Source organism: Cupriavidus sp. CER-90 (assembly GCF_057652055.1).
Genome location: NZ_JBYGYM010000002.1, coordinates 3,061,080 through 3,087,187, shown reverse-complemented (window position 1 = coordinate 3,087,187; position 26,108 = coordinate 3,061,080). Strand labels below are relative to the sequence as shown.

Sequence of the window (26,108 nt, the reverse complement as noted above, 5' to 3'; positions counted from 1 at the left end):
GGCAGCGGCAGCACCTGGTGCCTGATGCCTAGTGCCAGGCGCTGCCCACCTGCAGGTAGAACGCGTTCTGGTTCTTGCTGTGGGCCACGTCGATGCCCATCGACAGCCCCAGCTTGCGCGCGATCATGTAGCGGAAGCCGCCCCCGACACTGACGACGTTGGAGGCGTCCGAAAAGTCGTTCCAGCGGCCGTAGGCCCTGCCCATGCCAGAAAACGCCAGCACCGACCAGCGCGGCGTCACGTCCCAGCGCAGCTCGGCCTCGGCCACCAGCGCGTTGCGGTCCTGGTAGCGGCCCTTCTGCACGCCGCGCAGGTCCACATACGGCTGCGCGTAGAACGGCACGTCGCCGGACGAGAATCTGGTATCGGCCCGCAGGCCCAGGATCCACGTGCGCGCCAGCGGCAGCCAGGTAAAGCCACGCGCGTTGAACATATTGAAGTCTTGCGTGCTGCCCAGGCCGCCGCGGGCAAACTGGGCCTCGAATTCCGCGTAGCTGCCCTTGTTCGGGAAGAAGATGTTGTCGCGCGAATCGTAGTCGACCACCAGGCCCCCCTTGCCGATGCGCTGGCTTTTGTCGATCGGTCCCAGTTCATTGGCCGAAGCGCCAAACTTGAAGCTCGCCGTGGTGTCCGCATAGACGTAGCGCGGCCCGACATACCAATGGGAATCGGCCACGCGGAACAGCAGCTGCTGCACCAGCGCGAAGCCATCGAGCGAATAGGCGCGCGGCTGGTTCTGCACGCCGAAGTACTCCAGGTTGGCGTTGACCTTGCCGATGGCACCCAGATAGCGGATGCGGTCGCCGCCCCAGGTATGGAAATGCGCGGCGCCGGCCGCCCAGGTGCCGTTTTCCGTATAGGCCCCGCCCACGGCCGTGATATTGGGCGGCGCCGGCCCCTTGCCCGATGCCCGGGCCTCTGCCGCGGCATCGGCCATCGATTCCGAGAAGAACGCCAGCGCCAGCCCGAAGCCATAGCCCACGGCCGGCTCGGTGATGATCGTCGGCACCGGCAGTGCGCCCTTGTGGTGAAGCAGGAAGTCGCTCATGTCGAACATCCCGTCCTCGGGGTCGAACAGCGACAGCTTCGGCTTGGGTGCCGGCGCATTGCCCCCCGCCGACGGGGCTTCGGATGGCGCGGCTGACGACACCGGCAACGCGGCGGCCGCACCGTCCGGCAGATCGGGCTCGGCGCGCACCGGCGCCGGCGCGCTGGCCAGCCACGCCGATGCCATCACCGCGAACACTGCCCAGGTACGCTTCATTTGCCAAAGGTCATGTTGAGGCCGGCAAATATCGTCCATTGCGGAACGCCGCTGCCGTCATGCAGCACGGAATACTGCGGCTCGACAAACGCGTTGAAGATGGTGTGCCCCTCTTTCCACGCCTTGCCCGCGCCCAGGCCAATCGGCACGTAGTAGGTGCCATGCTGCAGGTCGAAGGTCCACGTCCCCGTGGACCGCACGTACCACCCATGCGGCAGGTTGAAGATCATGAACGGCTGGGCCGTCAGCGACTGCACGTCGGGCCGGCTGCTTTGCCCGGCGAACGAGTGCTGCCACTGCACCAGCATGCCCAGCAGCCGCGCGGGCGTGGGGTCCACCACCACGGCGGCCACGCCGGCCTGCCACTTGCCGGTGCCCAGGCTGGGATCGGTGGCGGTCGGCATCGTCAGCAACGGGCCGGCGCCGATCTGCATGCCTTCACTGCGCAACAGGAAGATATCGAACAGGTTGATGTCGCCCAGGCCGGTTTCGTACGAGCCGTCGACCTTGGGCCGGGTACTGATGGGCACCGTGCCACGGAATATCTGGGGCACGCCGATCAGGCTGCCCGGCGCCACCGGGAGGGTCGGGCGCAATAGCAGGTCGTTGGTATGGGCATTGCTGCCATACAGTCGCGGCGAATAGAAATTCTGAATATTGAATGACGGCGCCAGGTTCAGCGGGTTGTTGCTCTTGTTGGCCAGTTCGGCGCTAGATTGCGCCCCGGCGCCACCCGGAAACGCGCCGGCGGCAATGCAGAGACTGACCGCCACCTGCACTACGGATTTGCGTAGCGATTTACGTGCGGATTTTCCTCCAGCTGGCACTCGCATCGGGTGAACTCCAGAGCAATGATCGACATGGGCCTGTGTGGCATATCCAGCCCCTGCCGGGCAATGTACCGGAGTGCCCCGCCAGATGGACGCCGCGCCGTGATGAACTTTCTCGCACCCCGCCTTAAGCAGTTTCGCATCGCGCCTCCGTGATATTGCAGGCGAAAGCATTACTGGCGTCACACATTGACATAATGTCGAGTCATTCAATAACCCGTACGGGGGATTATCCAATTGCCTTCAATTGCGCCGCAGAAAATCTCATCGACACAGTTTCGCGCATTTCATTTCATCTAATTCGAGACACAATAAAATTGAATTCCCATTTCTCAGCGGTTTTGCCAGACTACGGTCCGACGAATGCCCGCAACACAGCGTTCGTTCGGGGCGTGGATCGGTTACTGACCGATCAACTTTCGATCAGTGCAACGCAAAAGGAAACCGTCGTGAAGCACTACACACCTGACAATTTCCAGCTGACGCAAAGCATTGGCTTTCACCTGAACAAGGCCCGCAACAGCCTTCTGATGGAAATGGACTCGGCGCTGCGCCCACTGGACATCAACGGCCAACAAATGGGTATTCTGCTTGCCCTCACCCGGGGAATGGCCAGCACCCCGTTCGAGATCAGCAAGCTCCTTGGCATCGACAGCGGCCTGATGACCCGTATGCTCGACAAGCTCGAGGAAAAAGGCCTGCTCGAACGCAGCCGCAGCATTGACGACCGGCGCGTGGTTAATTTGACCCTGACACCGAAAGGCCGGAGTATCGCCTCCGAAATCCCGACTATTGCGCCGGAAGTATTGAATCAGCGATTGCAGGGATTTACTGTTGAGGAATTCGAGGAATTTCGCCGGCTGCTGTACAAATTCGTGAATGGCGGTTGAATCCGGTTATGCGCGGTACGTGCGGGGGAACACCGCGCGGCCACCCTGAGTCCGGCCGGGCATCTCCAACCCGGTGCCATCCTGCCGGGAGACACCGCCCGACACCCTTTCTCAACTGTCTGCCCGCAACGACGACACCGCGCGCTGCGCCTGGTCGATGGCTGCGGTGACCGAAGGACTTCCGGCCACATCGGCCCCGGCAATACGGACATTGCCGACGCCCAGGCCCGCCTGATCCAGCGCGCCTTGCAGGCCTGCGTCGTCAGGCACCAGCGTGGAAGGCATATAGCTGTAGCCATGCGCCCAGCGGTTCACGGTGATGGCGCGAATATCGCGGGCCGACTGGAAGCCGCCGGCGGCCAGCATGCGGTCCAGCTGCGCGCGGATATCGCGCTCCAGCACATCGAAGGGCGTGCCCAGCAGGAACGCCCGCCCCGCGCGGAAGCGTTCGCGTGCCTGCATGCCGCTGTCGGGCACGGTCGGCACATACAGCATGTGCAGCACCACCGGATCATCCCGCCCGCCAGCCGTAGGCTCCAGCCAGAGATCGGAATAGGCCATGGCCGGCGCATGGACGCGCCACGCCTTCAGCGCGTCAAAGGCGCGCCAGTTGTCGAGTGCCACCTTCGCGTAGACAAGCGGCGCCTTGACCTCCGCGCGCAGCGCGGCCTTGGCCGGCGCCGGCAGGGTCGGCACGATGAATGGGACCATCATGCCGTAGCCGGCCACAATCACGTGCTGTGCCTCGACACGTTGCAGATTGCCCTGCCAGCCGTAGGTCACGCGCGTGATGCGCACATCGGGCTCGACCGCGATCGCCGTGCTGTTCAGCCGGATGCGCACGGCGCTGCCGTCCTGGTCGAGCTTGCCGTAGTCGATGCGGGAGGTGCCGGCAACGCCGGCCGCCAGACTGCCGGCTGGCAGCACGTCGGGCACCAGTTGTGCCACCAGCGCCCGGGCGAGCGTGGCGTTGCCATCCGCAAACCACTGGCGCGACGCCGGTGACTTGCCCAGCCGGGCATCCACAACCGGGTCGGGCATGCCGGCGCCGGCAGGCAACCCGATGGCGATGGCTTGTGCCACGGAAATCCCGTCGGCATCCAGCGCGTAGGCGTCCTGGCTGCGGCTGCGCAGGAAACGCAACGCGCCCAGCCCCAGCCCGGCCTTGTCGCGCAAGAATGTGGCGTAACGCGTGGATTGCACATAGGCGCGCCGGGTCTCGGCCGGCATCCCCGCCAGAAAATCGGTGGCACCCTGCGCCAGCCGCAGCAGCGCCGCGCGATCCGCTGCGGGCAATGGCGCTTTCTCCAGAAAACCGCCCAGCTTGTCGATGGCATCGGTCGATACCGCGGCGCCACGCAGGCGCGCATCGACAATGCCGGCATACGGATCGCCGGCCAGCCACTGGTCCCGACCAAAATGCCCGGCATCGAAGAACACGGCACGCCCGAGGCCGCGGCGTTCATAGTCTTCGCCGGGCAAGGCCCGCGCCTGCGCGGTGGGCGCCAGCCCCAGCCCCGCCAGCAGCGCGCGCACGGCGGCATTGTCGTTGGCCGACGGCGGCATCTCGGCGCTGCCGCCGTACGTGACCAGCGTGCGGCCACGCACCGTGAACTCGTTGCGCTTGGCATGGCCGCCGAAATCGTCGTGATTGTCGAGAATCAGGATGCGCCGCCGGGCGCCGAACCGACGCTGATAGAACCACGCCGCCGCCAGGCCGCTGATGCCGCCGCCCACCACCACCAGATCGTAGGCCTCCCTGGCCAGCACGCCGGGATACGTGGCGCCTTCGCGGGCCAGGCTGTGCGCCAGCGTGTAGGTGCCGGCATGGTTGCCGCGCAGGCCCGTCAACGCGGGCGGATAGATGCCCGGGGCCGGCCCGGTGGCCGCCAGCAATGGCGCCGGGGCCAGGCCCGCCGCCACGGTCATGGCGGTGCCGTTCAGAAAGTCTCTGCGGGTGATCGTCATGGCGTCATGGGGTCTCGGGGGCGCGCACGCCCATCGCGCGGCGGCGCTCGGCCACGGCTTCCGGGGTCACGGGCGCGGCGCGATTGCCCCAGCTGCCCCGGATGAAGGTCAGCAGATTGGCCAGCGCCTGGTCGTCCAGCGTCCAGCCGTAGCCAGGCATGTGGTAGTCGGTGGGGGCCGTGTCCACGCGTGCCGTCACAGCGCCGTCGAGCAGCAGGTTGACCAGCGATGCCGGATTCGGATCGACCACGGTCGGATTGCCGGCCAGCGGCGGAAACACCCGCGCAAAGCCCTTGCCGCTGCTCTGATGGCAAGGCATGCAGAAGGTGGCGTACTGGCGCGCGCCGGGCGTGTCGAAGCGGCCCTGGTCGAGCTGTTGCTGCGCGGTCGCGTCGTAGCGGAATGGCTGCGTCTCGCCCCGGGCGCCGGCAATGGATTTCAGGTACGTGGCCACCGCATCGAGATCGGCGGCGCTCATATACTGCGTGGACGCGGCAATCACCGTGGACATCGGCCCGAACGACGTGGCGTGGGCGTTGCGGCCCGTGTGCAGGTACTCCACCAGATCCGCTTTCGACCAAGCCCCCAGCCCGGTCAGGACATCGCCGGTGAGATTGGTGGCCGACCACCCCTCGACGGTGGCGCCGGACAGGAAGTGGCGGCTCCGTTCGTCGATGCCCTTCTCGCCATACAGCATGCCGCGCGGCGTGTGGCACGCGCCGCAGTGGGCCACGGCCTGCACGATATAGGCGCCGCGTTGCCAGGCCTGGCCCTGCTTCGCATCGGCCCGCACCGGATCGCCGCGCAGATTCAGCCAGTTCCAGGGCACCAGCAGCCAGCGCATGTTGTACGGCCACTGCAATGTTGTCTCGCGATTGGCCTGTCGCACCGGCTTTACCTCGCTGCGCATCCAGGCATAGAGCGCGGCCACGTCGTCGCGCGTCATCTTCGCGTAGGACGTATAGGGCATGGCCGGGTACAGCCGTTTGCCATCGCGCGCCTGGCCGTGACGCACCGCGCGATCGAAATCGTCGAGCGAATAGCGCCCGAGCCCGGTCTCGGCGTCGGGCGTGATATTAGTCGAATACACGGTGCCGACGCCGGTCTGCAACGGCAGGCCGCCCGCCATGGGCGCGCCGCCTGCGGCCGTGTGGCAGGCCACGCAGTTGGCGATGCGGGCCAGGTAGCGCCCGCGTGCGACCTGATCGGCGGCGGCAGCCGGCGCTGGCCCGGCGCCAAGCGCGGCGCCGGCCATCGGTATCAGGGCCATCGCCAGCCACCAGTATCGGAATATCTTGAATCCACGCATGGGCATCACGGATGGGTTAGCGTCGGGACACACGCCGGCGGCGTATCCACCATTCGACGCCGCCGAACGCGCCCTGCACCAGCAGCGCCAGCAGCGCGGCCGGGATGGCGCCCGCCAGCAGCAGCGTCGAATCATTGAGCGCCAGGCCGGTGACGATGCGCTCGCCGTAGCCGCCAGCCCCCACGAAGGCGGCGATGGTGGCCGTGCCGACGCTGATGATGGCGGCGGTCTTGACCCCGGCCAGCACCACCGGCATGGCCAACGGGATTTCCACGTAGCGCAGTACCTGCAGCGGCCGGAACCCAAGCGCCCGCGCCGCGTCGCGCATGCCATGGGAAATCTCCTGCAGGCCCGTGCACGCATTGCGCACGATGGGCAGCAGCGCATAGAGGAAGAGCGCGATCATCGCCGGCCAGACGCCGATCTGCCCGAGCAACGGAATCAGCATGGCCAGCAGCGCCAGCGACGGCACCGTCTGCAGCATGCCCACCAGCGCCAGCAGCACCTGCCCCAGCCGGCGCCGGCGCGCCGCCACGATGCCCAGCGGCAACCCCACCAGCGTGGCCGCGCCCACCGCGCCGCCTACCAGCGCCAGGTGGCGCAGCGTCAGCCGCCAGGTATCGGCACTCACCAGCACCGGGAGCAGGCGATGGCCACCGGCCCGGCCTTCCCCGCCGCTGCCCGCGGCGCCCGGCCGGCCCGACAGAAATCGCCGCGCAATGGCCGCGAACGATTCGCCGCCGATCTCCGCCGCTGCGTTCATGTCGATCATGTCGGTCACGGTGATACGCCCGGCCAGCTGCCGCAACGCCTGCCAGGCGGCCGGGAATCGCTGTGGCACGTCCAGCCGGTACACGACCACGGCCTCGTAGCCGGGAAATACGTGCAGGTTGTCTTCCAGCACGCGCAGGTGGAATCGATGGATCTTGGCGTCGGTCGAGTAGATGTCGGTGCCGTCGATCTGGCCATTGCGCAGCGCCTCGTAGGCAATGCCATGGTCGATGCCGACCGGCTTCTGCGGCAGGCCGTAGGCCCGTACCAGCGCCGGCCAGCCGTCGGCCCGCCCCAGGAATTCATGCGACAGGCCCAGTCGCATGCTGGGTTGGCGCGCCAGGTCTGCCAGCGTATGCAGGCTGCCCGCACGGGCATCGGCAACCGCGATGGCGTAGGTATTCTCGAATCCCAGCGGAATGGCCGCGCCCAGCCCCATCGGCGCCAGCTCGGCGTTGATCTGCTCCAGCGTGGCGCGGCCGGGCAGCTTCAGCACCTCGCTGGCCAGCGTGCCGGTGTAGTCGGGGTAAGCATCGATATTGCCGGCCTTGAGCGCCTCGAACACGATGGCCGTGTTGCCAAGGCCCTGCAGGTGCCGCGTGCCGACATGGGGCGCCGCGGCCTGCGACAGGATTTCGCCAAGGATGTACGACTCGGTGAACCGCTTGGAGCCAATGCGCAGGGTGTCGGGCTGGGCAGCGTGGACGGCGGCCGGGCCGAACAGACAGGCAAGCGAGAACCAGACGACGAGCAGCCGGGGCGTGGGGGACAAGCCGGAGTCTCCGGGTGAGTTGTCCCGCCATCATAAGGCCATACGAGGGCCATACAAGCAATCCCGGCGTGCGCCCCATTCCCGCAGGCAGCCCCCGGCGGTTACTTTGCTTCCGGGCTCACATGGACGGCCAGCCAGACCGTGGGCTGCGCCGCGTCGGTCCAGGCCACCCGGTGGCGGCAATGGGCGGGCAGCTGCAGCCAGTCGCCGGCGCCGAGCCTGTGGCGGGTGCCATCGTCGATTTCCACGCTGGCGCTGCCGCTGATCACCAGCACCCACTCGTCGTCGGCGCTGTCGTACCAGAAGTCCGGCGGACTGGCCTGGCCGTTCGAGACGATCCGCTCGATCCGGACCCGGCCCGTGGCCTGCCACGACAGCAGGTCCGTAAAGACCTCGCCATCGGTATGGACCGGGATGTCGTGCAGCAGGTTGCCCTGGATGGCGCGCATGGCGATGGCCTGTTCCGGTGCGTGCCGGTCAGTCGCCCGGGCCGCCGGGCGCGATGACCTCGCGCGTGCCGTTGCGGCCCATCGGCGACACCAGTCCGGCGGCTTCCATCTGTTCGATCAGGCGCGCCGCGCGGTTGTAGCCGATGCGCAGTTGCCGCTGCACGGCCGAGATCGACGCCCGGCGTGACGTCAGCACGAATTGCGCGGCCTCGTCGTAGAGCGGGTCGGCCTCGCCATCGCCGCCGCCTTCGCCAAACAGATCGGCAGCGCCTTCGGGCACATCGCCGGCCAGGATGGCTTCGTCATAGTCCGGCTCGCCGAACTGCTTCCAGTGCTCCACCACGCGGTGCACTTCCTCGTCGGCCACGAAGGCGCCATGCACGCGCTGCGGATAGCCGGTGCCCGGCGGCAGGAACAGCATGTCGCCCTGCCCCAGCAGGCTTTCGGCGCCCATCTGGTCCAGGATGGTCCGCGAGTCGATCTTCGACGACACCTGGAACGCCACGCGCGTCGGGATATTGGCCTTGATCAGGCCGGTGATCACGTCCACCGACGGCCGCTGCGTGGCCAGGATCAGGTGGATGCCCGCCGCGCGCGCTTTCTGCGCCAGCCGGGCGATCAGTTCCTCGATCTTCTTGCCCGCCACCATCATCAGGTCGGCCAGTTCGTCGATCACCACCACGATCAGCGGCAGCGTCGATAGCGGCTCCGGCGCGTCGGGGGTCAGCGAGAACGGATTCGGCACCTTCTGCCCGGCCGCTTCGGCCGCGCGGATCTTCTGGTTGTAGCCGGCCAGGTTGCGCACGCCCAGCGCCGACATCAGCCGGTAGCGTTTTTCCATCTCGCCCACGCACCAGTTCAGCGCGTGCGCGGCCTGCTTCATGTCGGTCACCACGGGCGCCAGCAGGTGCGGGATGCCCTCGTAGACCGACAATTCCAGCATCTTGGGGTCGATCATGATCAGGCGCACGTCTTCCGGCGTGGCCTTGTAGAGCATCGACAGGATCATGGCGTTCACCGCCACCGACTTGCCCGAACCGGTCGTGCCGGCCACCAGCAGGTGCGGCGCACGGGCCAGGTCCGTCACCACGGGGTTGCCCGTGATGTCCTTGCCCATCGCCAGCACCAGCTTCGACGCATGGGCATCGAACGCGCTGCCGCTGACGATCTCGGACAGGCGGATCATCTGGCGCTTCGCATTGGGCAGTTCCAGCCCCATGCAGGTCTTGCCCGGAATCGTCTCGACCACGCGGATCGACGTCACGCCCAGCGCGCGCGCCAGGTCCTTCATCAGGCCCACCACCTGCGCGCCGCGCACGCCGACAGCCGGATCGACCTCGAAACGCGTGATGACCGGACCGGCGCTGGCGCCCACCACCGACACCGGCACCTTGAACTCGGCCAGTCGCTGCGCGATCAGTTCGCCGGTCTGCTGCAGCCGTTCCTCGGAAATCTGTTCCGCGCTCTCGCCGGTCTCGGCGGCGGGTTCCAGCAGGTCGGTGCCGGGCAGCCGGTAGTCAACCGGCACGCGGGGGGCTACAGGCACCGGAAGTGGCGCAGGCGCCACCGTGAACGACGTCTGGGCCGTAGCGGGCTGGGCCGGGGTCAGCGCCACCGTATTGCCCACCACGGCCGGCAGCACGATGCGCGGCTTTGGCGTGGGCTGGACGAAGGCGTTGGCATCCTCTACCGGCGCGGGCTCCGCCGCCGGCACGGTATCGGCCGGCTGCAACGCTTCCGCGACGTCGAGGGGTGCCGTCGCGACGGTGGCGACTTGCGGGTCGGCCGCTGCATCGAGGGCCGCATCCGCCTCGGCTCCGGGGGCCGGTTCGGCCTCGGCTTCCGAGATCGATGCGGCAACGGCGGCGTCGATGGCTTCCGATGCCGTTTGCGCGGGGGCCGTCGGCACCTGGGATTCCAGCGCCTCGGATGGCGGCGCGACCGGCTCGATCCACTCCCCAGCAACCGGCTCGGCTTCGGCTTCAACGGCCGGGTCGAACGCGACAGCCGCCTCGGCCGCCAACGGCTCGACAGCCGCCTGGACCGGCGCCGGGTCTGCCACCGCTTCCAGCGGCATGGCCTCGGCCGGCACTTCGACGGCGGGCGCTTCGATTGGCTTGCCGGCCAGCGCGCGCAATTCGGCCAGCAGCGTCATCGCTTCATCGCGAAGGGACGCCAGCGTGACGGGTTCGTCGGCCTGCGCCGGTGCGACAGCCTCTGCCAAGTCGGTGGCCGCCGCGATCATCGCGATATCGGCCGCGATCTCGGTGGCGCGCGCGACGGGGGTATCGGCTTGCGCGGCCGCCTGCGTGTCGGCCACGGGCGGCGCTTCGGCGACGGCCACGTCCGATTCAGACGGTGCCGCCACGGCCGCTGCGGGGCTTGCCGCCACCGCCGCGGGCTTTGCCATGGCTTCCGGCAGCGTCGTGATGGCCGAACGCAGGCCGAGTTGCGGATTGCGGAACGGGCTGCTGACCACGGTAGCCTGTGGTGCGGCGGGTCTGGCGTCGGGCCGGGCTTGCGGTTGCGGCTTCGGTTGCGGCTTCGGTTGCGCTCTGGACTGCGGCGACGGCGGCGTGGCCACGTCGGGCCTCGATGCCGCGCGGGCCGGTGCGGCCACCGGCTCGGCCTTCACGGCGCCCGGGGCGCCGGCCTGATGCAGCCAGATCTCGCCCGGCTGCGGGGGCGACTGGCGCGTGCGCGGCGGCGGTTGCCAGGCTGGCTGGCGGCGTGCGGATACGGCTTCGATACCCTTGTGACGCGGCGCCGGCCGGCTCTGACCGGGCATCGACGTCGTTTCCCAGCGTTCGCCGGATTCGCGCGGCGCGGCCGGCGCGGGCGCGGCCTCGGTGCGCGGATCGGTGCGCAAATCCGTACGGAAGTTGGAGCGCGAATCGACGCGCAGATCGGCGCGCGCTTCGTGGCGGGATTCGTGGCGCGCGGGCCCCGCAGCCGGTGCCTCGTCGGCATCCACGCGCGGGCGGCGCAGCAGGAACAGGCTGCGCCAGGTTTCGCCGAACACCATCGGCGCGGCCAGGCCCAGCACGGCCAGCATCATCAGCAGCGCGCCGGTCCAGCCCAGCATGCCGGACACCGTGCCGGCCAGCGCATGCCCGACGGCACCGCCGGCGGTAGCGCCTTCGCCCTCGCCGCCGGTCAACGCCTCCAGCGTGGCACTGGCGCCCAGCACCAGCACCGTACCCATCCATATACGCAGCGAGCCACGGCCGAACAGGCGGCGATCGCCGGCGAGCACGCGCCCCACCGTTCGCCAGACAAGCGGCAACAGCCAGAAGGTCGACAATCCGAACCAGCCCAGACCCATTTTTGATATGACACGTTCAATACCACGGGCAGCGATTGTAGCGGGTCTGGCTGTGCGGGACGGGCCCGGCGCGGAAAAACTTACGACTTTGCCACGCCTTATTGACCCGGCGCCCCGATGCCCGCGCGGAACGGATACTTGGCGAAGATCTGCCCCACCACCTGCTCGATCATCAGCTGGCTGGTCTGGCGCTCCGGCTGGCTGGCATCGCCCTGGGCCACGCCTTCCCAGACGAGCTGGTTCCGTCTGGCATCGACCAGGTCGATGTTCAGCGTGCCCTCGGTATAGGTGTAGGTATCGCTATAGAAGCCGTAGCCGGGCCACGGCGCGTAGAGCCCGCCCCGGTAGGCGTAATAGCCCATGTAGCCGGGCGGCGGCATCGGCGCCGGGTTGCTGACGATCTTCTGCTGGAACTGCATGTTGAAGTTGACCAGCAGGTCGGGCTGGCGCGGCGCATATTCATAGCCGCGCGCCGTCATCTCCTTGTGCACCGCGTCCTTCAGATATTGCGTCGTCAGGGTTTCGTAGCCCTGCCGGTCGGTGCCCAGGCGCGGCAGGAAGGCGAAGGTGCGGTATTGGGAAAAGTCGGTGCTGTGGTTGTAGTCGGTACGGATGTCGGGGCCTGTGGCGCAGCCTGCCAGCGCGGCGGCCAGCACCGTGCCGAGGGCGGCCGGTACGCGAGACATCATCAGGCCTGACATGGCAGTCTCCCTATTTCCGGGTTACCAGATCCCGCTGGCTAATTCCACTTGCCGTCGATACCGCCCACGCTGAACCGCCCCGCCCCAAGCAGGGCCACCGCCAGCGCCGCGGCCAGGTACATCGCCTGCAGTTCCAGCGCCCAGCCCCCGGTGGGCGCCATCTCGCCAAGCTGCTTCGCATGGACAAGGGCGAACGCGAACAGCATGTTGACGGCCACGATCAGGCCGGCCAGGCGCGTCCAGAGCCCGATGATCAGCAGGATGGGGGCAATGATCTCGCCGATATAGACGCCGTAGGCCAGCGCAGCGGGCAGGCCTGCCTGCGTCACCACCTGCGTGACAAAGCCAGGCCCGGACATCAGCTTCGAAATGCCGTGCAACAGGATCAGCGCGCCCAGCACGATACGGAGAATGGCCTTGCCCAGGTCTTGCGTTCCTTGCGTGCGACTCATCGCGATGGCTCCTTGCGGTTTGATGCAGGCGCATGTGACCTGCACAACTACCTTAGATCGTGCCAGCGTGAAGGTAAAGGCGCAGCGCCAACCGGGAGGCGCCGGCCTGGACTCAGTCCGCGTCCGCCTTCTGGGCACCCGATCGCGCGGGCGGCGGCGCGGTGGGCGGCGCCGCATGCATCGGCACGCCGGTCGTCGTCGTCATCATGCCGACCTTGCGCGCGTGTTCCGGCAGCACTTCGGCCAGGAAATCGAGGAACCGGCGCAGTGCCGGCGTAACGCCCTGCCGGGACGGAAACACCGCGTGCAGCACGCCCATCGGCAGGTCCCACTGGGGTAGCACCACTTCGAGGTCGCCGCGCTCGACATCGTCGCGGCAGTACATGCGCGGGAGCATGGCGACGCCCACGCCGGCGATGGCCGCCTCGCGCAGGATCGCGAATTCGTCAGACACCAGACGCGGGTCGTAGCCAATATTGACGGGCTCGCCGGCCTTGTCGAACAACGTCCAGACATGGCGCCCTTCGTGCGGTTTCTGTGCCACCCCGGGCATGCCTTCCAGCGCCTGCGGCGTGCGGGGGCGGCCAATGCTGTCCAGCAGCGCGGGGCTGGCCACCAGCTTCATGTCGCTTCTGCCAAAGGTGCGTACGGCCAGGCTGGAATCGTCCAGCACATTGCGCACGCGCAGGGCCAGGTCATAGCCCTCGCCGATCACGTCCACCCGGCGATTGGTGGCATCGATCTCCAGCTGGACGCCAGGATTGGCGCGCATGAAGTGGCCGATATTGGGCGCCAGCAGGATCTGGACGATCGCCACGGGACAACTGATCCGCAGATGCCCGCCCGGCTGCTCGCGCGCCTGGTCGATCACTTCACGCGCCGCTTCGGCGGCCTGCAGCATGTCCCGGCAATGGGCGTAGTAGGACTCGCCAAGCGGCGTTACGCGCACCTGACGCGTGGTCCGGCGCAGCAGCTGGACGCCCAGATCTCGCTCCAGCTGGGCGATCCGGCGGGACAGGCGCGATTTCGGCACCCCCGTGGCGCGACTGGCGGCGGAAAAGCTGCCGTGCTGCACCACCTGGGCAAACAGCGACAAATCGTTGAGATCCTGCATGGTGCGCGCTCCGTTGCATCGATAGAACAATCATTTGCATTTTGCCTCACTACCGGCATCAATGGCCAGCCTATATCTTTCAGCCATCCCAACCGAACTTAGTGGAGCCAGACAATGAACATCCTGCAGATCGATTCGAGCGTACTGGGCGACAACTCCGTCTCGCGCAACCTGACCGCCAGCATCGTGGCCGACCTCGTGGCCCAGAACCCCAGCGCCAAGGTCACCGTGCGCGACCTGGACCGTGAAGCGCCGGCCCACCTCGGCAACCACCTGCTGCCCGTGCTGGGCGGCCCGAAGGACGGCCTGAATGCCGCCCAGCAGGCCGAACTGGACATCACCGAGGCATACCTGGCCGAATTCCTGGCCGCCGACGTGCTCGTGATTGGCGCACCGCAATACAACTTCGGTATCCCGAGCCAGCTCAAGGCCTGGATCGACCGCATCGCGCAAGCCGGCCGGACGTTCCGCTACACCGAGAATGGTCCGGAAGGCCTGGCCAAGGGCAAGAAGGCCATCGTGGTGTCGTCGCGCGGCGGCGTGCGCCAGGACGGCGCCGCGCTGGACCTGCATGAAGTGACCGTCGACGTGGTGCTGCGCTTCCTGGGCATTACCGATATCTCGTTCGTCCGCGCCCACGGCCTGGCCATGGGTCCGGAAGCCCGCGAGGCTGGCCTGAGCACGGCCAAGACCGAAATCGCCGCCCTGAACGACGCGCTGCGCGCCGCCGCCTGAACTGCCTGACTGGTTCCAGCCTGGTTCCAGCCGGTTGTCCACTGGAGCCGTCACCCCGCCTCCGTGAAGTACCGGCGCTGATCCCCGTGGCGCCGGCCGCTGTCCGAGACAGGTATCTCCGTCAAGGGGGTACCTGTCTTTTTTGCCTGTGCGCCGCGTGCGGGCCGCTGTAGGCATCGACCTACAGGGATCGCGGAAGTCACCCGGCTCGCCCCCCGGCGCAGATGGGTCTATGATGGTTCGACTGTCTGGACAACCTGCCAGACAGCCCTGCATCCGCCGTCATCCGGGAGTCTGCATGACCGCCGCCGCCTCAGCCCTGCTGCCTGCCACCGCCAGTCATCCGCCGCACGAACCCGCCCTGCTGAGCCAGTATCGCCACGTCCGCGCCGCCACCGAGGCGCTGGTGGCTGACCTGTCCGATGCCGACGCCACCGTGCAGTCGATGGACGACGCCAGCCCCGCCAAATGGCACCTGGCCCATACCACGTGGTTCTTCGAGGAGTTCGTGCTTGGCGCACGCATTCCCGACTACGAGCCGGTGGACCCGCAGTATCGCTACCTGTTCAATTCCTATTACGAAGCGGTCGGCGCGCGCCATCCCCGGCCACAGCGCGGGCTGCTGACCCGACCGTCGCTGGACGAGGTGCTGGCCTACCGCGAGGCCGTGGACGACAGCATGTTCACGCTGCTGATGTCCGCCCAGACCGACGACGAAGCCGCGCTGATCACGCTGGGCCTGCATCACGAGCAGCAGCATCAGGAACTGCTGCTGACCGACATCCTTCATCTGTTTGCGCAGAATCCGCTGCGCCCGGCGTACGCGCCGGCCTTGGCGGTGCCGGTGGTGGCCGACCCCCGCCCCGCGCCCGACTGGATCACGCTGCCCGGCGGCATCGTCACGGTGGGCCATGGCGACGACGACTTTGCGTTCGACTGTGAAACGCCGCGCCACCAGGTGCTGCTGCAGCCGTATGCGCTGTGCTCGCACCCGGTGAGCAACCGCCAGTGGTTCGAGTTCATCGAGGATGGCGGCTACCAGACCGCCGGGCTGTGGTTGTCCGATGGCTGGCGCTGGGTCTGCGACAACCGCATCGAGGCGCCGCTGTACTGGGAAGACCGCGACGGCACGTGGTGGCACATGACGCTGCGCGGCATGCAGCCGGTGGACCCGGAAAGTCCGGTCACCCACGTGAGCTTCTTCGAGGCCGATGCCTTCGCGCGCTGGGCCGAACGCCGCCTGCCGACCGAAGCCGAATGGGAACACGCGGCCCGCAACCTGCCGGCGACCGGCAATTTCATCGAAGGCCGCTCGCTGCGGCCGCTGCCGGACCGGCAGAACACATCGGGCGTGCTGCGGCAGATGTTCGGCGATGTCTGGGAATGGACGGCCAGCGCCTTCTTGCCCTACCCGGGTTTCCGGCCCAGTGCCGGCGCGGTAGGCGAATACAACGGCAAGTTCATGAGCAGCCAGATGGTGCTGCGCGGCGGGTCGTGCGTCACCCCCGAATCCCATATCCGCGCCACCTATCGCAACTTCTTCTACCCGCACCAGCGTTGGCAATTCACGGGGGTGCGGCTGGCGGACGATGTTTGAGGGCTGACGCCACGCGCTCAATGGCCTGCGTGGCCATGGGCGTCCGGCGGCGTGTCGTTCAACGCGTAGCTCGTGCTGCGTCCGCCGCCAGCCGCCTTGCGCAGCGCCCCGCGCGCCACCAGATCGTTGATGTCGCGCAGCGCCGTATCGGCCGAGCATTTGGCAATGGCCGCCCACTTGCTGCTGGTGAGCTTGCCCTCGAAGCCGTCCAGCAGCCGGTTCAGCACCTTGACCTGCCGGGCGTTGAGCGCCTGCATGCCCCAATGACGCCAGAATCGCGCCTTGGCCAATACGTCGTCGAGCGTGGCGTGGGCCTGCTGCACGGCACGCAGCAACGTTTCGAAGAACCAGGCGAGCCACGGCGTGACATCCATCGAATCCTTCTGCGTCCGCTCCAGGATGTCGTAGTACGCATTGCGCTCACGCTGGATCTGCGCTGACAGGCTGTAGAACCGCTGCGAACTGCCATCGGCGCGGGCCAGCATCAAGTCGCCAATGGCGCGCGCGATACGCCCATTGCCATCGTCGAACGGGTGCAGCGTCACAAACCACAGATGGGCCAGGCCGGCCCGGACCAGCGGCGGCTCGACAGGCGGGCCATTGACCCAATCCAGGAATCGCCCGGTCTCCGCCGCCAGACGGCCGGCCGGCGGCGCTTCGAAATGGACGCGCTGCCGGTGCAGCGGTCCCGAGACCACTTGCATCGGGCCCGCCGCATCGTCGCGCCATTGGGCGACGTTGATCGAGGACAGGCCGGAGTAGCCGGTGGGAAAAAGCGCCGCGTGCCAGCCAAACAAACGCGCCTGGCTGACCGGGGTCCGGCAGTTGGCCGTGGCATCGAGCACCAGTTCGACCACACCCTCGACGTGGCGGTCTACCGGCGCCAGCGCGCCGATGTCGACGCCGAGTCTGCGCGCGATCGACGAGCGAACGGAATGCACGCTGAGATGCTCGCCCTCGATTTCACTCGTCTTGACCACGTCATCGGTCAGTGCGGCAAGACAGGCCTGGTCGCGCAGACCCATGCCGAGATCGGACAGCCGTCCCAGCAGCAGCCCCTGCGCGTGGCTGGCTTCGGCCATCGGCATCGCCAGCGCACCGGCGTCATATCGCCAGTGGGGCCAGTCGGGTGCCTGCCAGATGTAGGTGTATTCACCGCGATTCATGCGGAGATTATGGTGGCTATTCTCCGCAAGGACAAGTTAATCACCGCAGAATTTGCGGTGATTAGGCACTGCAATCGCCGCATGTGCTTTTTTCGTTGCAATTTGACCGCCCACGATATTCCGCTTCCAAGTCCGCTCCCCTGAATCTGAACGCACGGGGCCGGAACGGCCTTCGAGCATTGCGACCCACCTTGGCCGTTAATTGCGTTTATAGACCAAGCCCACCCGATTCCCTTCACCCCTCCCGCAGCCTCCGCCACAGCGTGGTGGCGCTGATGCCTAGCTGGGCGCAGGCGGCGGCCCGGTTGCCGCCGCATTCGGCCAGCACGCGGCGGATGTGTTCGGCCTGGCTTGCCTTGGCGACGCCGGCCAGCGACTGGGTCCCGGCAGCACCCGCCAGCCCTGCTCCGCCCGGTTCGGGCATGTCCGTGGCCGGCGGCTGCGGGACGGCCATGTCGTGCCCCGAAAACAGTTCCGGGACAGCCGCCTGCAGTTCGCGCTGCAGCGCGGCCGGCGCCAGGTCCGCCCCGGCGACCAGCACGGCGATGCGTTCCGTCACGTTTTCGAGTTCGCGGATGTTGCCCGGCCAGATATAGCGGGCCAGCCGCTCGCGCACTACGTCGGGCAGCGGCTCGGGCGTGTCGATGCCAAGGCGCTCCTGGGCACGCCGGTACAGCAGCGCCGCCAGCGCCGGCAGGTCGGCCGCGCGTTCGCGCAGCGGCGGCATTTCGATCCGCAGGATATTGAGCCGATAATAAAGATCCTGGCGGAACGTCCCTTCGCGCACCAGCGCGGCCAGGTCGCGGTGGGTGGCGGCGATCACGCGGACGTTGACCGGCACGGCTTCCAGACCGCCGATGGGCAGCACCTGCTTTTCCTGCAGCACGCGCAGCAGCCGCGTTTGCAAGGCTGGCGGCATGTCGCCCACTTCGTCCAGGAACAGCGTGCCGTTGTGGGCCGATTCGAACAGGCCAGCCTTGCCGCCGCGCCGGGCGCCCGTAAACGCCCCTTCCTCGTAGCCGAACAGTTCGGATTCGAGCAGCGCCTCCGGAAATGCCGCGCAGTTGACGGCAACGAACGGAAACACGCGGCGCGGGCTGGCATCGTGCATGCCCTGCGCCAGCACCTCCTTGCCGGTGCCACTTTCCCCGCTGACCAGCACGGTCGAATCGACCACCGCGTAGCGCCGCGCCAGCGCCCGCAGGTCGCTCATGGCCGGGGAATCGCCGGCCAGGTCATCGAGGCTGTAGCGCACGCCCGCCGCGCGGGCCCGTGTGCGCGAGCGCAGGTTGCGGTCGGCGCGATGGATCGCATTGGCGTCCTGGATCGTCAGCACCGCCCCCGAAGCGCCAGACTCGCCGACGATCGGAATGCGGTTGACCACCACCATCCGGTCGCCCAGCCGATGGATCGCCTCCAGCTCGCGCGCGCCGCTCTGCATCACGCCATCGAGCGACAGGCCCGGTGCCAGCGTGGACAGCTTGCGCCCCACGGCCGCGCCGGCCGGCGTGCCCAGGAATCGTTCCATCGCCGGATTGAACGCCTGCACGCGCCCTTCGGCGTCCACGGCCGCCACGCCTTCGTTCAGGTGGGCCAGGATGGCATTGACGTAATCGCGCCGCGTGGATTCGATACGCCGCAGCCGCGCGGCCTCGATCGCATCCTCCAGCGCCAGCCGCACGGCGTTGCCGGAATACAGGAACACGCCCATCAGCCCGTACTTGTCGGCCAGGTCGGTCACCATGCCGGGCCCCACCACCACGCGGATGCCTTCTTCCTTCAGCGCCCGCACGCGCGCCGTGGCATCGTCTTCGGTCAGATAGGTATAGCGGGGAATATCGAGACCGAACGCCCCCACGAAGTCGTCCACTTCGGCGTACGTGGACGCATGCGTGACCAGGGCCACCTTGGGCGAAATGCGGCGCGCCGTGGCCAGCGCGCTCATGACGTCGAAGCCGGTGACCTTGACCAGCACCACGGGCACGTCCACGTGCTGGCGCAGGTAGGCGCCGTTGGAGCCCCCGGCCACCACCACATCGACGCGGTTCTCGCGCGCCTCGCGGTTGATGGCGCTGGCCGCCGACTCGAACGCCCGCCCGACGATGCGGAATTCCGCGCGGGCGGCGTACGCCGGAATCAGGTCGGCGAAGGCGCGCGACAGGCGGCTGATCCCCATCGCCCAGATGCGCGGGCGCGCACCGGGAACGGCCGGGGAAGCCGGGTTCAGCGGGATCGGGGCAGGCAGCGACGACATGGCGGCAGGACTCAAGGGATTCGTTTTGGCGATTGTGCGCGCCATCCCGAAGCATTTCAACTTTGAAATCCAAAGATTGCATGTCTGCAATCCATCGGCGCATCATTGTGACGCAAGCAGCCTTTCATCTAGGCCACGATATGGCGCCAACATCGCCTAAGCCTCTGACGTATAAGGGTTTCTGCCTATCGGAATGCCGCCCGGGCGACGCCGGCCTCGCGTGTCAGCGGGCTGGCACACCCCTTGCGCTACAGAGCCGCCCTGCCTCCGAAGCAGGATTGAACCAACCCAGAGATCCAAGTCATGACTTTTTCCGCCAACGAACTTGCCCGCTCCGCGGGTGCCCGCTTCCGCCAGGCCCTGATCGACGAGACCCCGCTGCAGATTCCGGGCACGATCAACGCCAACCATGCGCTGCTGGCCAAGCGCGCCGGGTATCGCGCGATCTACCTGTCGGGCGGCGGCGTGGCCGCGGGCTCGCTGGGCCTGCCGGACCTGGGCATCTCCAATCTCGATGATGTGCTGACCGATATCCGCCGCATCACCGATGTCTGCGACACGCCGCTGCTGGTGGATGTTGACACCGGCTTCGGCTCGTCGGCCTTCAACGTGGCGCGCACCACGCGGTCGCTGATCAAGTTTGGCGCCGCGGCCATGCATATCGAAGACCAGGTCGGCGCCAAACGCTGCGGCCATCGCCCGAACAAGGAGATCGTCGGCAAGGACGAAATGGTGGATCGCATCAAGGCCGCCGTGGATGCCCGTACCGATGAGAACTTCGTCATCATGGCCCGCACCGACGCGCTGGCCGTCGAAGGCCTGGACGCCGCCATCGAGCGCGCCGTGGCCTGCGCCGAAGCCGGCGCCGACGCCATCTTCCCGGAAGCCATGACCGACCTGGCGATGTACGCCAGGTTCGTGGACGCCGTGAAGGTGCCCGTGCTGGCCAATCTGACCGAGTTCGGCGCCACCCCGTATTTCACGCTCGACGATCTGCGCGGCGTGGGCGTGGCCATGGCGCTGTACCCGCTGTCGGCGTTCCGCGCCGCCAACAAGGCCGCCGAAAACGTCTTTGCGGCCATCCGCCGCGACGGCACGCAGAAAAACGTCGTGGACACCATGCAAACGCGCGCCGAACTCTACGAGCGGATCGACTACCATGCCTACGAGCAGAAGCTCGACGCACTGTTCGCGCAAGGCAAGGCCCGGTAACGCCCCCGCACACGTACGCGTTATTCTTGCGATGCGGTCTGTTGCGCTGCAATAGGACACCCCACCATGACCGCTCGCACCCCAAACACTCGAAATCGAATCAAGGAGACCCAGATGTCCGAAGCCCAACCGCTGGCCACGCCGAAGCCCAAGAAATCCGTTGCCCTGTCGGGCGTTGCCGCCGGCAACACCGCCCTGTGCACCGTTGGCCGTAGCGGGAACGATCTCCACTACCGCGGCTACGACATCCTCGACATCGCCGACACGTGCGAATTCGAGGAAATCGCCCATCTGCTGGTGCATGGCAAGCTGCCGAACAAGGCCGAACTGGCCGCCTACAAGACCAAGCTGAAGGCCCTGCGCGGCCTGCCCGCCAACGTGAAGGCCGCCCTGGAATGGGTGCCGGCCAGCGCCCACCCGATGGACGTGATGCGCACCGGCGTGTCGGTGCTGGGCACCGTGCTGCCGGAAAAGGACGACCACAACACGCCGGGCGCGCGCGACATCGCCGACCGCCTGATGGCCAGCCTGGGATCGATGCTGCTGTACTGGTACCACTACAGCCACAACGGCCGCCGTATCGAGGTGGAAACCGACGACGAATCGATTGCCGCGCACTTCCTGCACCTGCTGCACGGCGAGCCCCCCAGCAAGCTGTGGGAGCGCGCGATGCAGACGTCGCTGATCCTGTACGCGGAGCACGAGTTCAACGCCTCGACGTTTGCCTGCCGCGTGGTGGCCGGCACCGGCTCCGACATGTATTCGGCCATCTGCGGCGGCATCGGCGCGCTGCGCGGCCCCAAGCACGGCGGTGCCAACGAAGTGGCGTTCGAGATCCAGAAGCGCTACGACACCCCGGACGAGGCCGAGGCCGACATCCGCCGCCGCGTGGAAAACAAGGAAGTGGTGATCGGTTTCGGCCACCCGGTGTATACGATCGCCGATCCGCGCAACGTCGTGATCAAGGAAGTGGCACGCAAGCTGTCGAAGGACGCCGGTTCGATGAAGATGTTCAACATCGCCGAGCGCCTGGAAACGGTCATGGCCGACGCCAAGAAGATGTTCCCGAACCTGGACTGGTTCAGCGCCGTGAGCTACCACATGATGGGCGTGCCCACCGCGATGTTCACCCCGCTGTTCGTGATCGCCCGGACGTCGGGCTGGGCCGCGCACGTGATCGAGCAACGGATCGACAACAAGATCATCCGTCCGACGGCCAACTACACCGGCCCGGAAGACCTGAAGTTCGTGCCGATCGAAAAGCGCGCCTGATCCATTGCCACAACAACAGTGCCGCCACCCGGCCCGGCCACCCGCCGGGCGGTGGCAGGCACGCACAGTCCTCACGTCGCCATGAACACTGCCTACCGCAAGCCGCTGCCCGGGACCCGCCTCGATTATTTCGACGCCCGGGCCGCCGTCAATGACATCTCCCCGGGCGCCTGGGACAAACTGCCGTACACGTCGCGCGTGCTGGCCGAAAACCTGGTGCGCCGCTGCGACCCGGCCACGCTGACCGATTCGCTCAGGCAGCTTGTCGAGCGCAAGCGTGACCTCGATTTCCCGTGGTTCCCGGCCCGCGTGGTCTGCCACGACATCCTGGGCCAGACCGCGCTGGTGGACCTGGCCGGCCTGCGCGATGCCATCGCCGACCAGGGCGGCGACCCGGCCAAGGTCAACCCGGTGGTGCCGGTGCAGCTGATCGTCGATCACTCGCTGGCCGTGGAATGTGGCGGCTTTGATCCCGACGCGTTCGCCAAGAACCGCGCCATCGAGGATCGCCGCAACGAAGACCGCTTCGATTTCATCAACTGGACCAAGAAGGCGTTCCGCAACGTCGACGTGATCCCGCCCGGCAACGGCATCATGCACCAGATCAATCTGGAGAAAATGTCGCCCGTGATCCATGCCGACCACGGCGTGGCCTACCCCGACACCTGCGTGGGCACCGACAGCCACACGCCGCACGTTGACGCGCTGGGCGTGATCGCCATCGGCGTGGGCGGCCTGGAGGCCGAGAACGTGATGCTGGGCCGCGCGTCGTGGATGCGCCTGCCCGACATCGTCGGCGTGGAGCTGAGCGGCCGCCGCCAGCCCGGCATCACCGCCACCGACATCGTGCTGGCGCTGACCGAATTCCTGCGCAAGGAAAAGGTTGTCGGCGCCTATCTGGAATTCCGTGGCGAAGGTGCGTCGAGCCTGACGCTGGGCGACCGCGCCACGATCTCGAACATGGCGCCCGAGTACGGCGCCACCGCCGCGATGTTCTTCATCGACGGGCAGACCACCGAATACCTGCGCCTGACCGGCCGCGACGAAGCCCAGGTGCAGCTGGTGGAAACGTACGCCAAGACCACCGGCCTGTGGGCCGATGCGCTGAAGACGGCCGAATACGAGCGCGTTCTGCATTTCGACCTGTCCACCGTGGTCCGCAACATGGCCGGCCCGTCGAACCCGCACAAGCGCCTGCCGACGTCCGACCTGGCCGCGCGCGGCATTGCCGGCAAGTGGGAGGAAACGCCGGGCCAGATGCCCGACGGCGCGGTCATCATCGCCGCCATCACCAGCTGCACCAACACCAGCAACCCGCGCAACGTGATCGCCGCCGCGCTGCTGGCCCGCAACGCCAACGCGCGCGGCCTGACGCGCAAGCCGTGGGTCAAGTCGTCGCTGGCGCCCGGCTCGAAGGCGGTGGAGCTGTACCTGCAGGAAGCCAACCTGCTGCCCGACCTGGAAAAGCTCGGCTTCGGCATCGTGGCGTTTGCCTGCACGACCTGCAACGGCATGTCGGGCGCGCTCGACCCGAAGATCCAGCAGGAGATCATCGACCGCGACCTGTACGCCACGGCCGTGCTGTCCGGCAACCGCAACTTCGACGGCCGTATCCACCCGTACGCCAGGCAGGCGTTCCTGGCGTCGCCGCCGCTGGTGGTGGCCTACGCCATCGCCGGCACGATCCGCTTCGATATCGAGCAGGATGCCCTGGGCACCGACGCAAGCGGCAAGCCGGTCTACCTGAAGGACATCTGGCCGAGCGACGAGGAAATCGACGCGATCGTGAAGCAGAGCGTGAAGCCCGAGCAGTTCCGCAAGGTCTACGAGCCGATGTTCGCGCTGCACGCCGAGAACGACACGTCGATCGATCCGCTGTACGACTGGCGCCCGCAAAGCACGTACATCCGCCGCCCGCCGTACTGGGAAGGCGCGCTGGCCGGCGAGCGCACGCTGCGCGGCATGCGCGCGCTGGCGGTGCTGGGCGACAACATCACCACCGACCACCTGTCGCCGTCCAACGCCATCCTGCGCAACAGCGCGGCCGGCGAGTACCTGGCAAAGATGGGCCTGCCGGAAGAAGACTTCAACTCGTACGCCACGCACCGCGGCGACCACCTGACCGCCCAGCGCGCCACGTTCGCCAACCCGACGCTGATCAACGAGATGGCCGTGGTCGATGGCGCGGTCAAGAAGGGATCGCTGGCCCGCATCGAGCCCGAAGGCAAGGTCGTGCGCATGTGGGAAGCCATCGAGACCTATATGGATCGCAAGCAGCCGCTGATCGTGGTGGCCGGGGCCGACTATGGCCAGGGCTCGTCGCGCGACTGGGCTGCCAAGGGCGTGCGGCTGGCCGGCGTGGAAGCCATCGTGGCCGAAGGCTTCGAGCGCATCCACCGTACCAACCTGATCGGCATGGGCGTGCTGCCCGTGGAATTCCTGCCCGGCACCAACCGCCTGACGCTGGGGATCGACGGCACCGAGACGTTCGACGTGGTCGGCGCACGCCGCCCGCGCGCCGATCTGACGCTGGTGATCCATCGCAGAAACGGCGAAAAGGTGGAAGTGCCGGTGCTGTGCCGGCTGGACAGCGACGAGGAAGTGTCGATCTATGAAGCCGGCGGCGTGCTGCAGCGATTTGCCCAGGATTTCCTGGAATCGTCGCGCGCCGCAGCCTGACCGGTATTAGGAAAACTACGATGGCTCACGTACCTCAAATCAGGATTCCCGCCACGTACCTGCGTGGCGGCACCAGCAAGGGTGTGTTTTTCCGGCTGCAGGACCTGCCCGAATCGGCGCAGAAGCCGGGCGAAGCGCGCGACCGCCTGCTGATGCGCGTGATCGGCAGCCCCGATCCGTACGGCAAGCAGATCGACGGCATGGGCGCCGCCACGTCGAGCACCAGCAAGACGGTGATCATCGCCAAGAGTGCGCGTCCGGACCACGACGTGGACTACCTGTTCGGCCAGGTGTCGATCGACCAGCCGTTCGTGGACTGGAGCGGCAACTGCGGCAACCTGTCGGCGGCCGTGGGGCCGTTCGCGGTCAGCAACGGATTTATCGAGGCATCGCGGATTCCTGAAAATGGCACCGTGACCGTGAGGATCTGGCAGGCCAATATCGGCAAGACGATCATCGCGCATGTGCCGATCACCCACGGCGCGGTGCAGGAAACCGGCGATTTCGAGCTCGATGGCGTGACCTTCCCCGCCGCCGAAGTCCAGCTCGAATTCATGCACCCGGCCGCCGAGGAAGGCGACGACGGTGGCGGTGCGATGTTTCCGACCGGCAACCTGATCGACGACCTCGAAGTGCCCGGCGTGGGCACGCTCCGGGCCACGATGATCAACGCCGGCATCCCGACGATCTTCGTCGAGGCGGAAGCCATCGGCTACACCGGCACCGAGTTGCAGGACGCCATCAACGGCGACCCGAAGGCGCTGGCGATGTTCGAGACGATCCGGGCCTACGGCGCCAGGCGCATGGGCCTGATCCAGGATATCGACGAAGCGAAGAAGCGCCAGCACACGCCCAAGGTGGCGTTCGTGGCCCGGCCGGCCACCTATACCGCATCGAGCGGCAAGACGGTGGAAGCCGGCAGCGTGGACCTGCTGGTGCGCGCGCTGTCGATGGGCAAGCTGCACCACGCGATGATGGGCACCGCGGCCGTGGCGATCGGCACGGCGGCTGCCGTGCCGGGCACGCTGGTGAACCTGGCGGCCGGCGGCGGCGAGCGCGAGGCCGTGCGCTTCGGCCATCCGTCGGGCACGCTGCGCGTGGGCGCGCAGGCCGCGCTGGTCGACGGCCAGTGGACCGTGCAGAAGGCCATCATGAGCCGCAGCGCACGCGTGCTGATGGAGGGCTGGGTGCGCGTGCCGGGAGACGCGTTCTAGCCGATCCCTCCTTTCATGCGATAGGTCTGACGTGGCTCTCGGACTTTTCTGAAATTGTCGTCACCGGGCGGCATTCTTCCTGACCGGAGAATGCCGCTTTGTCTTATCCAGCATACGTTTTGCGCGGGGGCAAG

At 67.4% G+C, this 26,108-nt stretch carries 19 protein-coding genes; 7 read left to right on the top strand and 12 right to left on the bottom strand.

Translation table 11 applies throughout. The features are described from left to right. Nucleotides 1-28 precede the first annotated feature (28 nt). Together AC24R4_RS24660 and AC24R4_RS24655 are read right to left on the bottom strand one after the other, a co-directional pair. Nucleotides 29-1,264: a BamA/TamA family outer membrane protein gene (locus AC24R4_RS24660; protein ID WP_487523750.1), complete on the bottom strand. Its 1,236-nt coding sequence runs from the start codon at nt 1,262-1,264 to the stop codon at nt 29-31. Then, nucleotides 1,261-2,097 carry a hypothetical protein gene (locus AC24R4_RS24655; protein ID WP_487523749.1) on the bottom strand — a complete coding sequence of 279 codons (837 nt, stop codon included), beginning with the start codon at nt 2,095-2,097 and terminating at the stop codon, nt 1,261-1,263. Before AC24R4_RS24655 ends, AC24R4_RS24660 begins: the two co-directional genes overlap by 4 nt. 446 nt (nt 2,098-2,543) lie before the next feature. Between AC24R4_RS24655 and AC24R4_RS24650 the strand changes: the two genes are divergently transcribed. Next, nucleotides 2,544-2,984, top strand: coding sequence for a MarR family winged helix-turn-helix transcriptional regulator (locus AC24R4_RS24650; RefSeq protein WP_249641081.1), 441 nt, complete (start codon nt 2,544-2,546; stop codon nt 2,982-2,984). A gap of 111 nt (nt 2,985-3,095) precedes the next feature. On the opposite strand, the gene AC24R4_RS24645 is transcribed toward AC24R4_RS24650, so the two are convergent. From AC24R4_RS24645 to AC24R4_RS24610, 8 genes are all read right to left on the bottom strand, one after another. Continuing rightward, on the bottom strand, nt 3,096-4,952 hold the full coding sequence (locus tag AC24R4_RS24645; RefSeq protein ID WP_487523748.1) for an NAD(P)-binding protein: 1,857 nt from the start codon (nt 4,950-4,952) through the stop codon (nt 3,096-3,098). A 4-nt stretch (nt 4,953-4,956) separates the two neighbouring features. Further along, complete coding sequence (locus AC24R4_RS24640; protein WP_487523747.1) at nt 4,957-6,261, bottom strand: c-type cytochrome; 1,305 nt, start codon at nt 6,259-6,261, stop codon at nt 4,957-4,959. 16 nt (nt 6,262-6,277) lie between these two features. Beyond that, complete coding sequence (locus AC24R4_RS24635; protein ID WP_487523746.1) at nt 6,278-7,804, bottom strand: glycine betaine ABC transporter substrate-binding protein; 1,527 nt, start codon at nt 7,802-7,804, stop codon at nt 6,278-6,280. A gap of 101 nt (nt 7,805-7,905) precedes the next feature. Further along, nucleotides 7,906-8,253, bottom strand: coding sequence for a cupin domain-containing protein (locus tag AC24R4_RS24630; protein ID WP_153947742.1), 348 nt, complete (start codon nt 8,251-8,253; stop codon nt 7,906-7,908). Nucleotides 8,254-8,281: 28 nt separating this feature from the next. Continuing rightward, on the bottom strand, nt 8,282-11,578 hold the full coding sequence (locus AC24R4_RS24625) for an FtsK/SpoIIIE family DNA translocase (protein ID WP_487523745.1): 3,297 nt from the start codon (nt 11,576-11,578) through the stop codon (nt 8,282-8,284). 98 nt (nt 11,579-11,676) lie between these two features. Next, a complete protein-coding gene (locus AC24R4_RS24620) occupies nt 11,677-12,279 on the bottom strand; it encodes a DUF4136 domain-containing protein (RefSeq protein ID WP_400395903.1) in 603 nt (200 codons plus the stop codon). Nucleotides 12,280-12,317: 38 nt separating this feature from the next. Continuing rightward, a complete protein-coding gene (locus tag AC24R4_RS24615; RefSeq protein WP_400395905.1) occupies nt 12,318-12,731 on the bottom strand; it encodes a DoxX family protein in 414 nt (137 codons plus the stop codon). Nucleotides 12,732-12,843: 112 nt separating this feature from the next. Further along, entirely contained in the window at nt 12,844-13,845 is a 1,002-nt protein-coding gene (locus tag AC24R4_RS24610; protein ID WP_400395907.1) for a LysR substrate-binding domain-containing protein, read from the bottom strand. Nucleotides 13,846-13,959: 114 nt separating this feature from the next. Here AC24R4_RS24610 and AC24R4_RS24605 point away from each other — a divergent pair, with 114 nt between their 5' ends. Next, nucleotides 13,960-14,580, top strand: coding sequence for an FMN-dependent NADH-azoreductase (locus AC24R4_RS24605; protein WP_153947746.1), 621 nt, complete (start codon nt 13,960-13,962; stop codon nt 14,578-14,580). A gap of 298 nt (nt 14,581-14,878) precedes the next feature. Continuing rightward, nucleotides 14,879-16,177, top strand: coding sequence for an ergothioneine biosynthesis protein EgtB (gene egtB, locus AC24R4_RS24600; RefSeq protein WP_400397132.1), 1,299 nt, complete (start codon nt 14,879-14,881; stop codon nt 16,175-16,177). A gap of 17 nt (nt 16,178-16,194) precedes the next feature. Here egtB and AC24R4_RS24595 read toward each other — a convergent pair whose 3' ends face one another. Both AC24R4_RS24595 and prpR read right to left on the bottom strand, forming a co-directional pair. Further along, nucleotides 16,195-17,343, bottom strand: a complete 1,149-nt coding sequence (locus tag AC24R4_RS24595; RefSeq protein WP_487523744.1) for a Fic family protein — start codon at nt 17,341-17,343, stop codon at nt 16,195-16,197. Nucleotides 17,344-17,578: 235 nt separating this feature from the next. Further along, nucleotides 17,579-19,519, bottom strand: coding sequence for a propionate catabolism operon regulatory protein PrpR (gene prpR, locus AC24R4_RS24590; RefSeq protein ID WP_487523983.1), 1,941 nt, complete (start codon nt 19,517-19,519; stop codon nt 17,579-17,581). Nucleotides 19,520-19,900: 381 nt separating this feature from the next. On the opposite strand from prpR, the gene prpB reads away from it, so the two are divergent. From prpB to prpF, 4 genes are all read left to right on the top strand, one after another. Then, a complete protein-coding gene (gene prpB, locus AC24R4_RS24585) occupies nt 19,901-20,809 on the top strand; it encodes a methylisocitrate lyase (RefSeq protein ID WP_092599894.1) in 909 nt (302 codons plus the stop codon). Between the two features lie 114 nt (nt 20,810-20,923). Then, complete coding sequence (prpC, locus tag AC24R4_RS24580; protein WP_153947750.1) at nt 20,924-22,081, top strand: bifunctional 2-methylcitrate synthase/citrate synthase; 1,158 nt, start codon at nt 20,924-20,926, stop codon at nt 22,079-22,081. 81 nt (nt 22,082-22,162) lie between these two features. After that, on the top strand, nt 22,163-24,760 hold the full coding sequence (gene acnD / locus AC24R4_RS24575; RefSeq protein ID WP_400394706.1) for a Fe/S-dependent 2-methylisocitrate dehydratase AcnD: 2,598 nt from the start codon (nt 22,163-22,165) through the stop codon (nt 24,758-24,760). A gap of 20 nt (nt 24,761-24,780) precedes the next feature. Next, entirely contained in the window at nt 24,781-25,974 is a 1,194-nt protein-coding gene (gene prpF / locus AC24R4_RS24570) for a 2-methylaconitate cis-trans isomerase PrpF (RefSeq protein ID WP_400394703.1), read from the top strand. Nucleotides 25,975-26,108 lie beyond the last annotated feature (134 nt).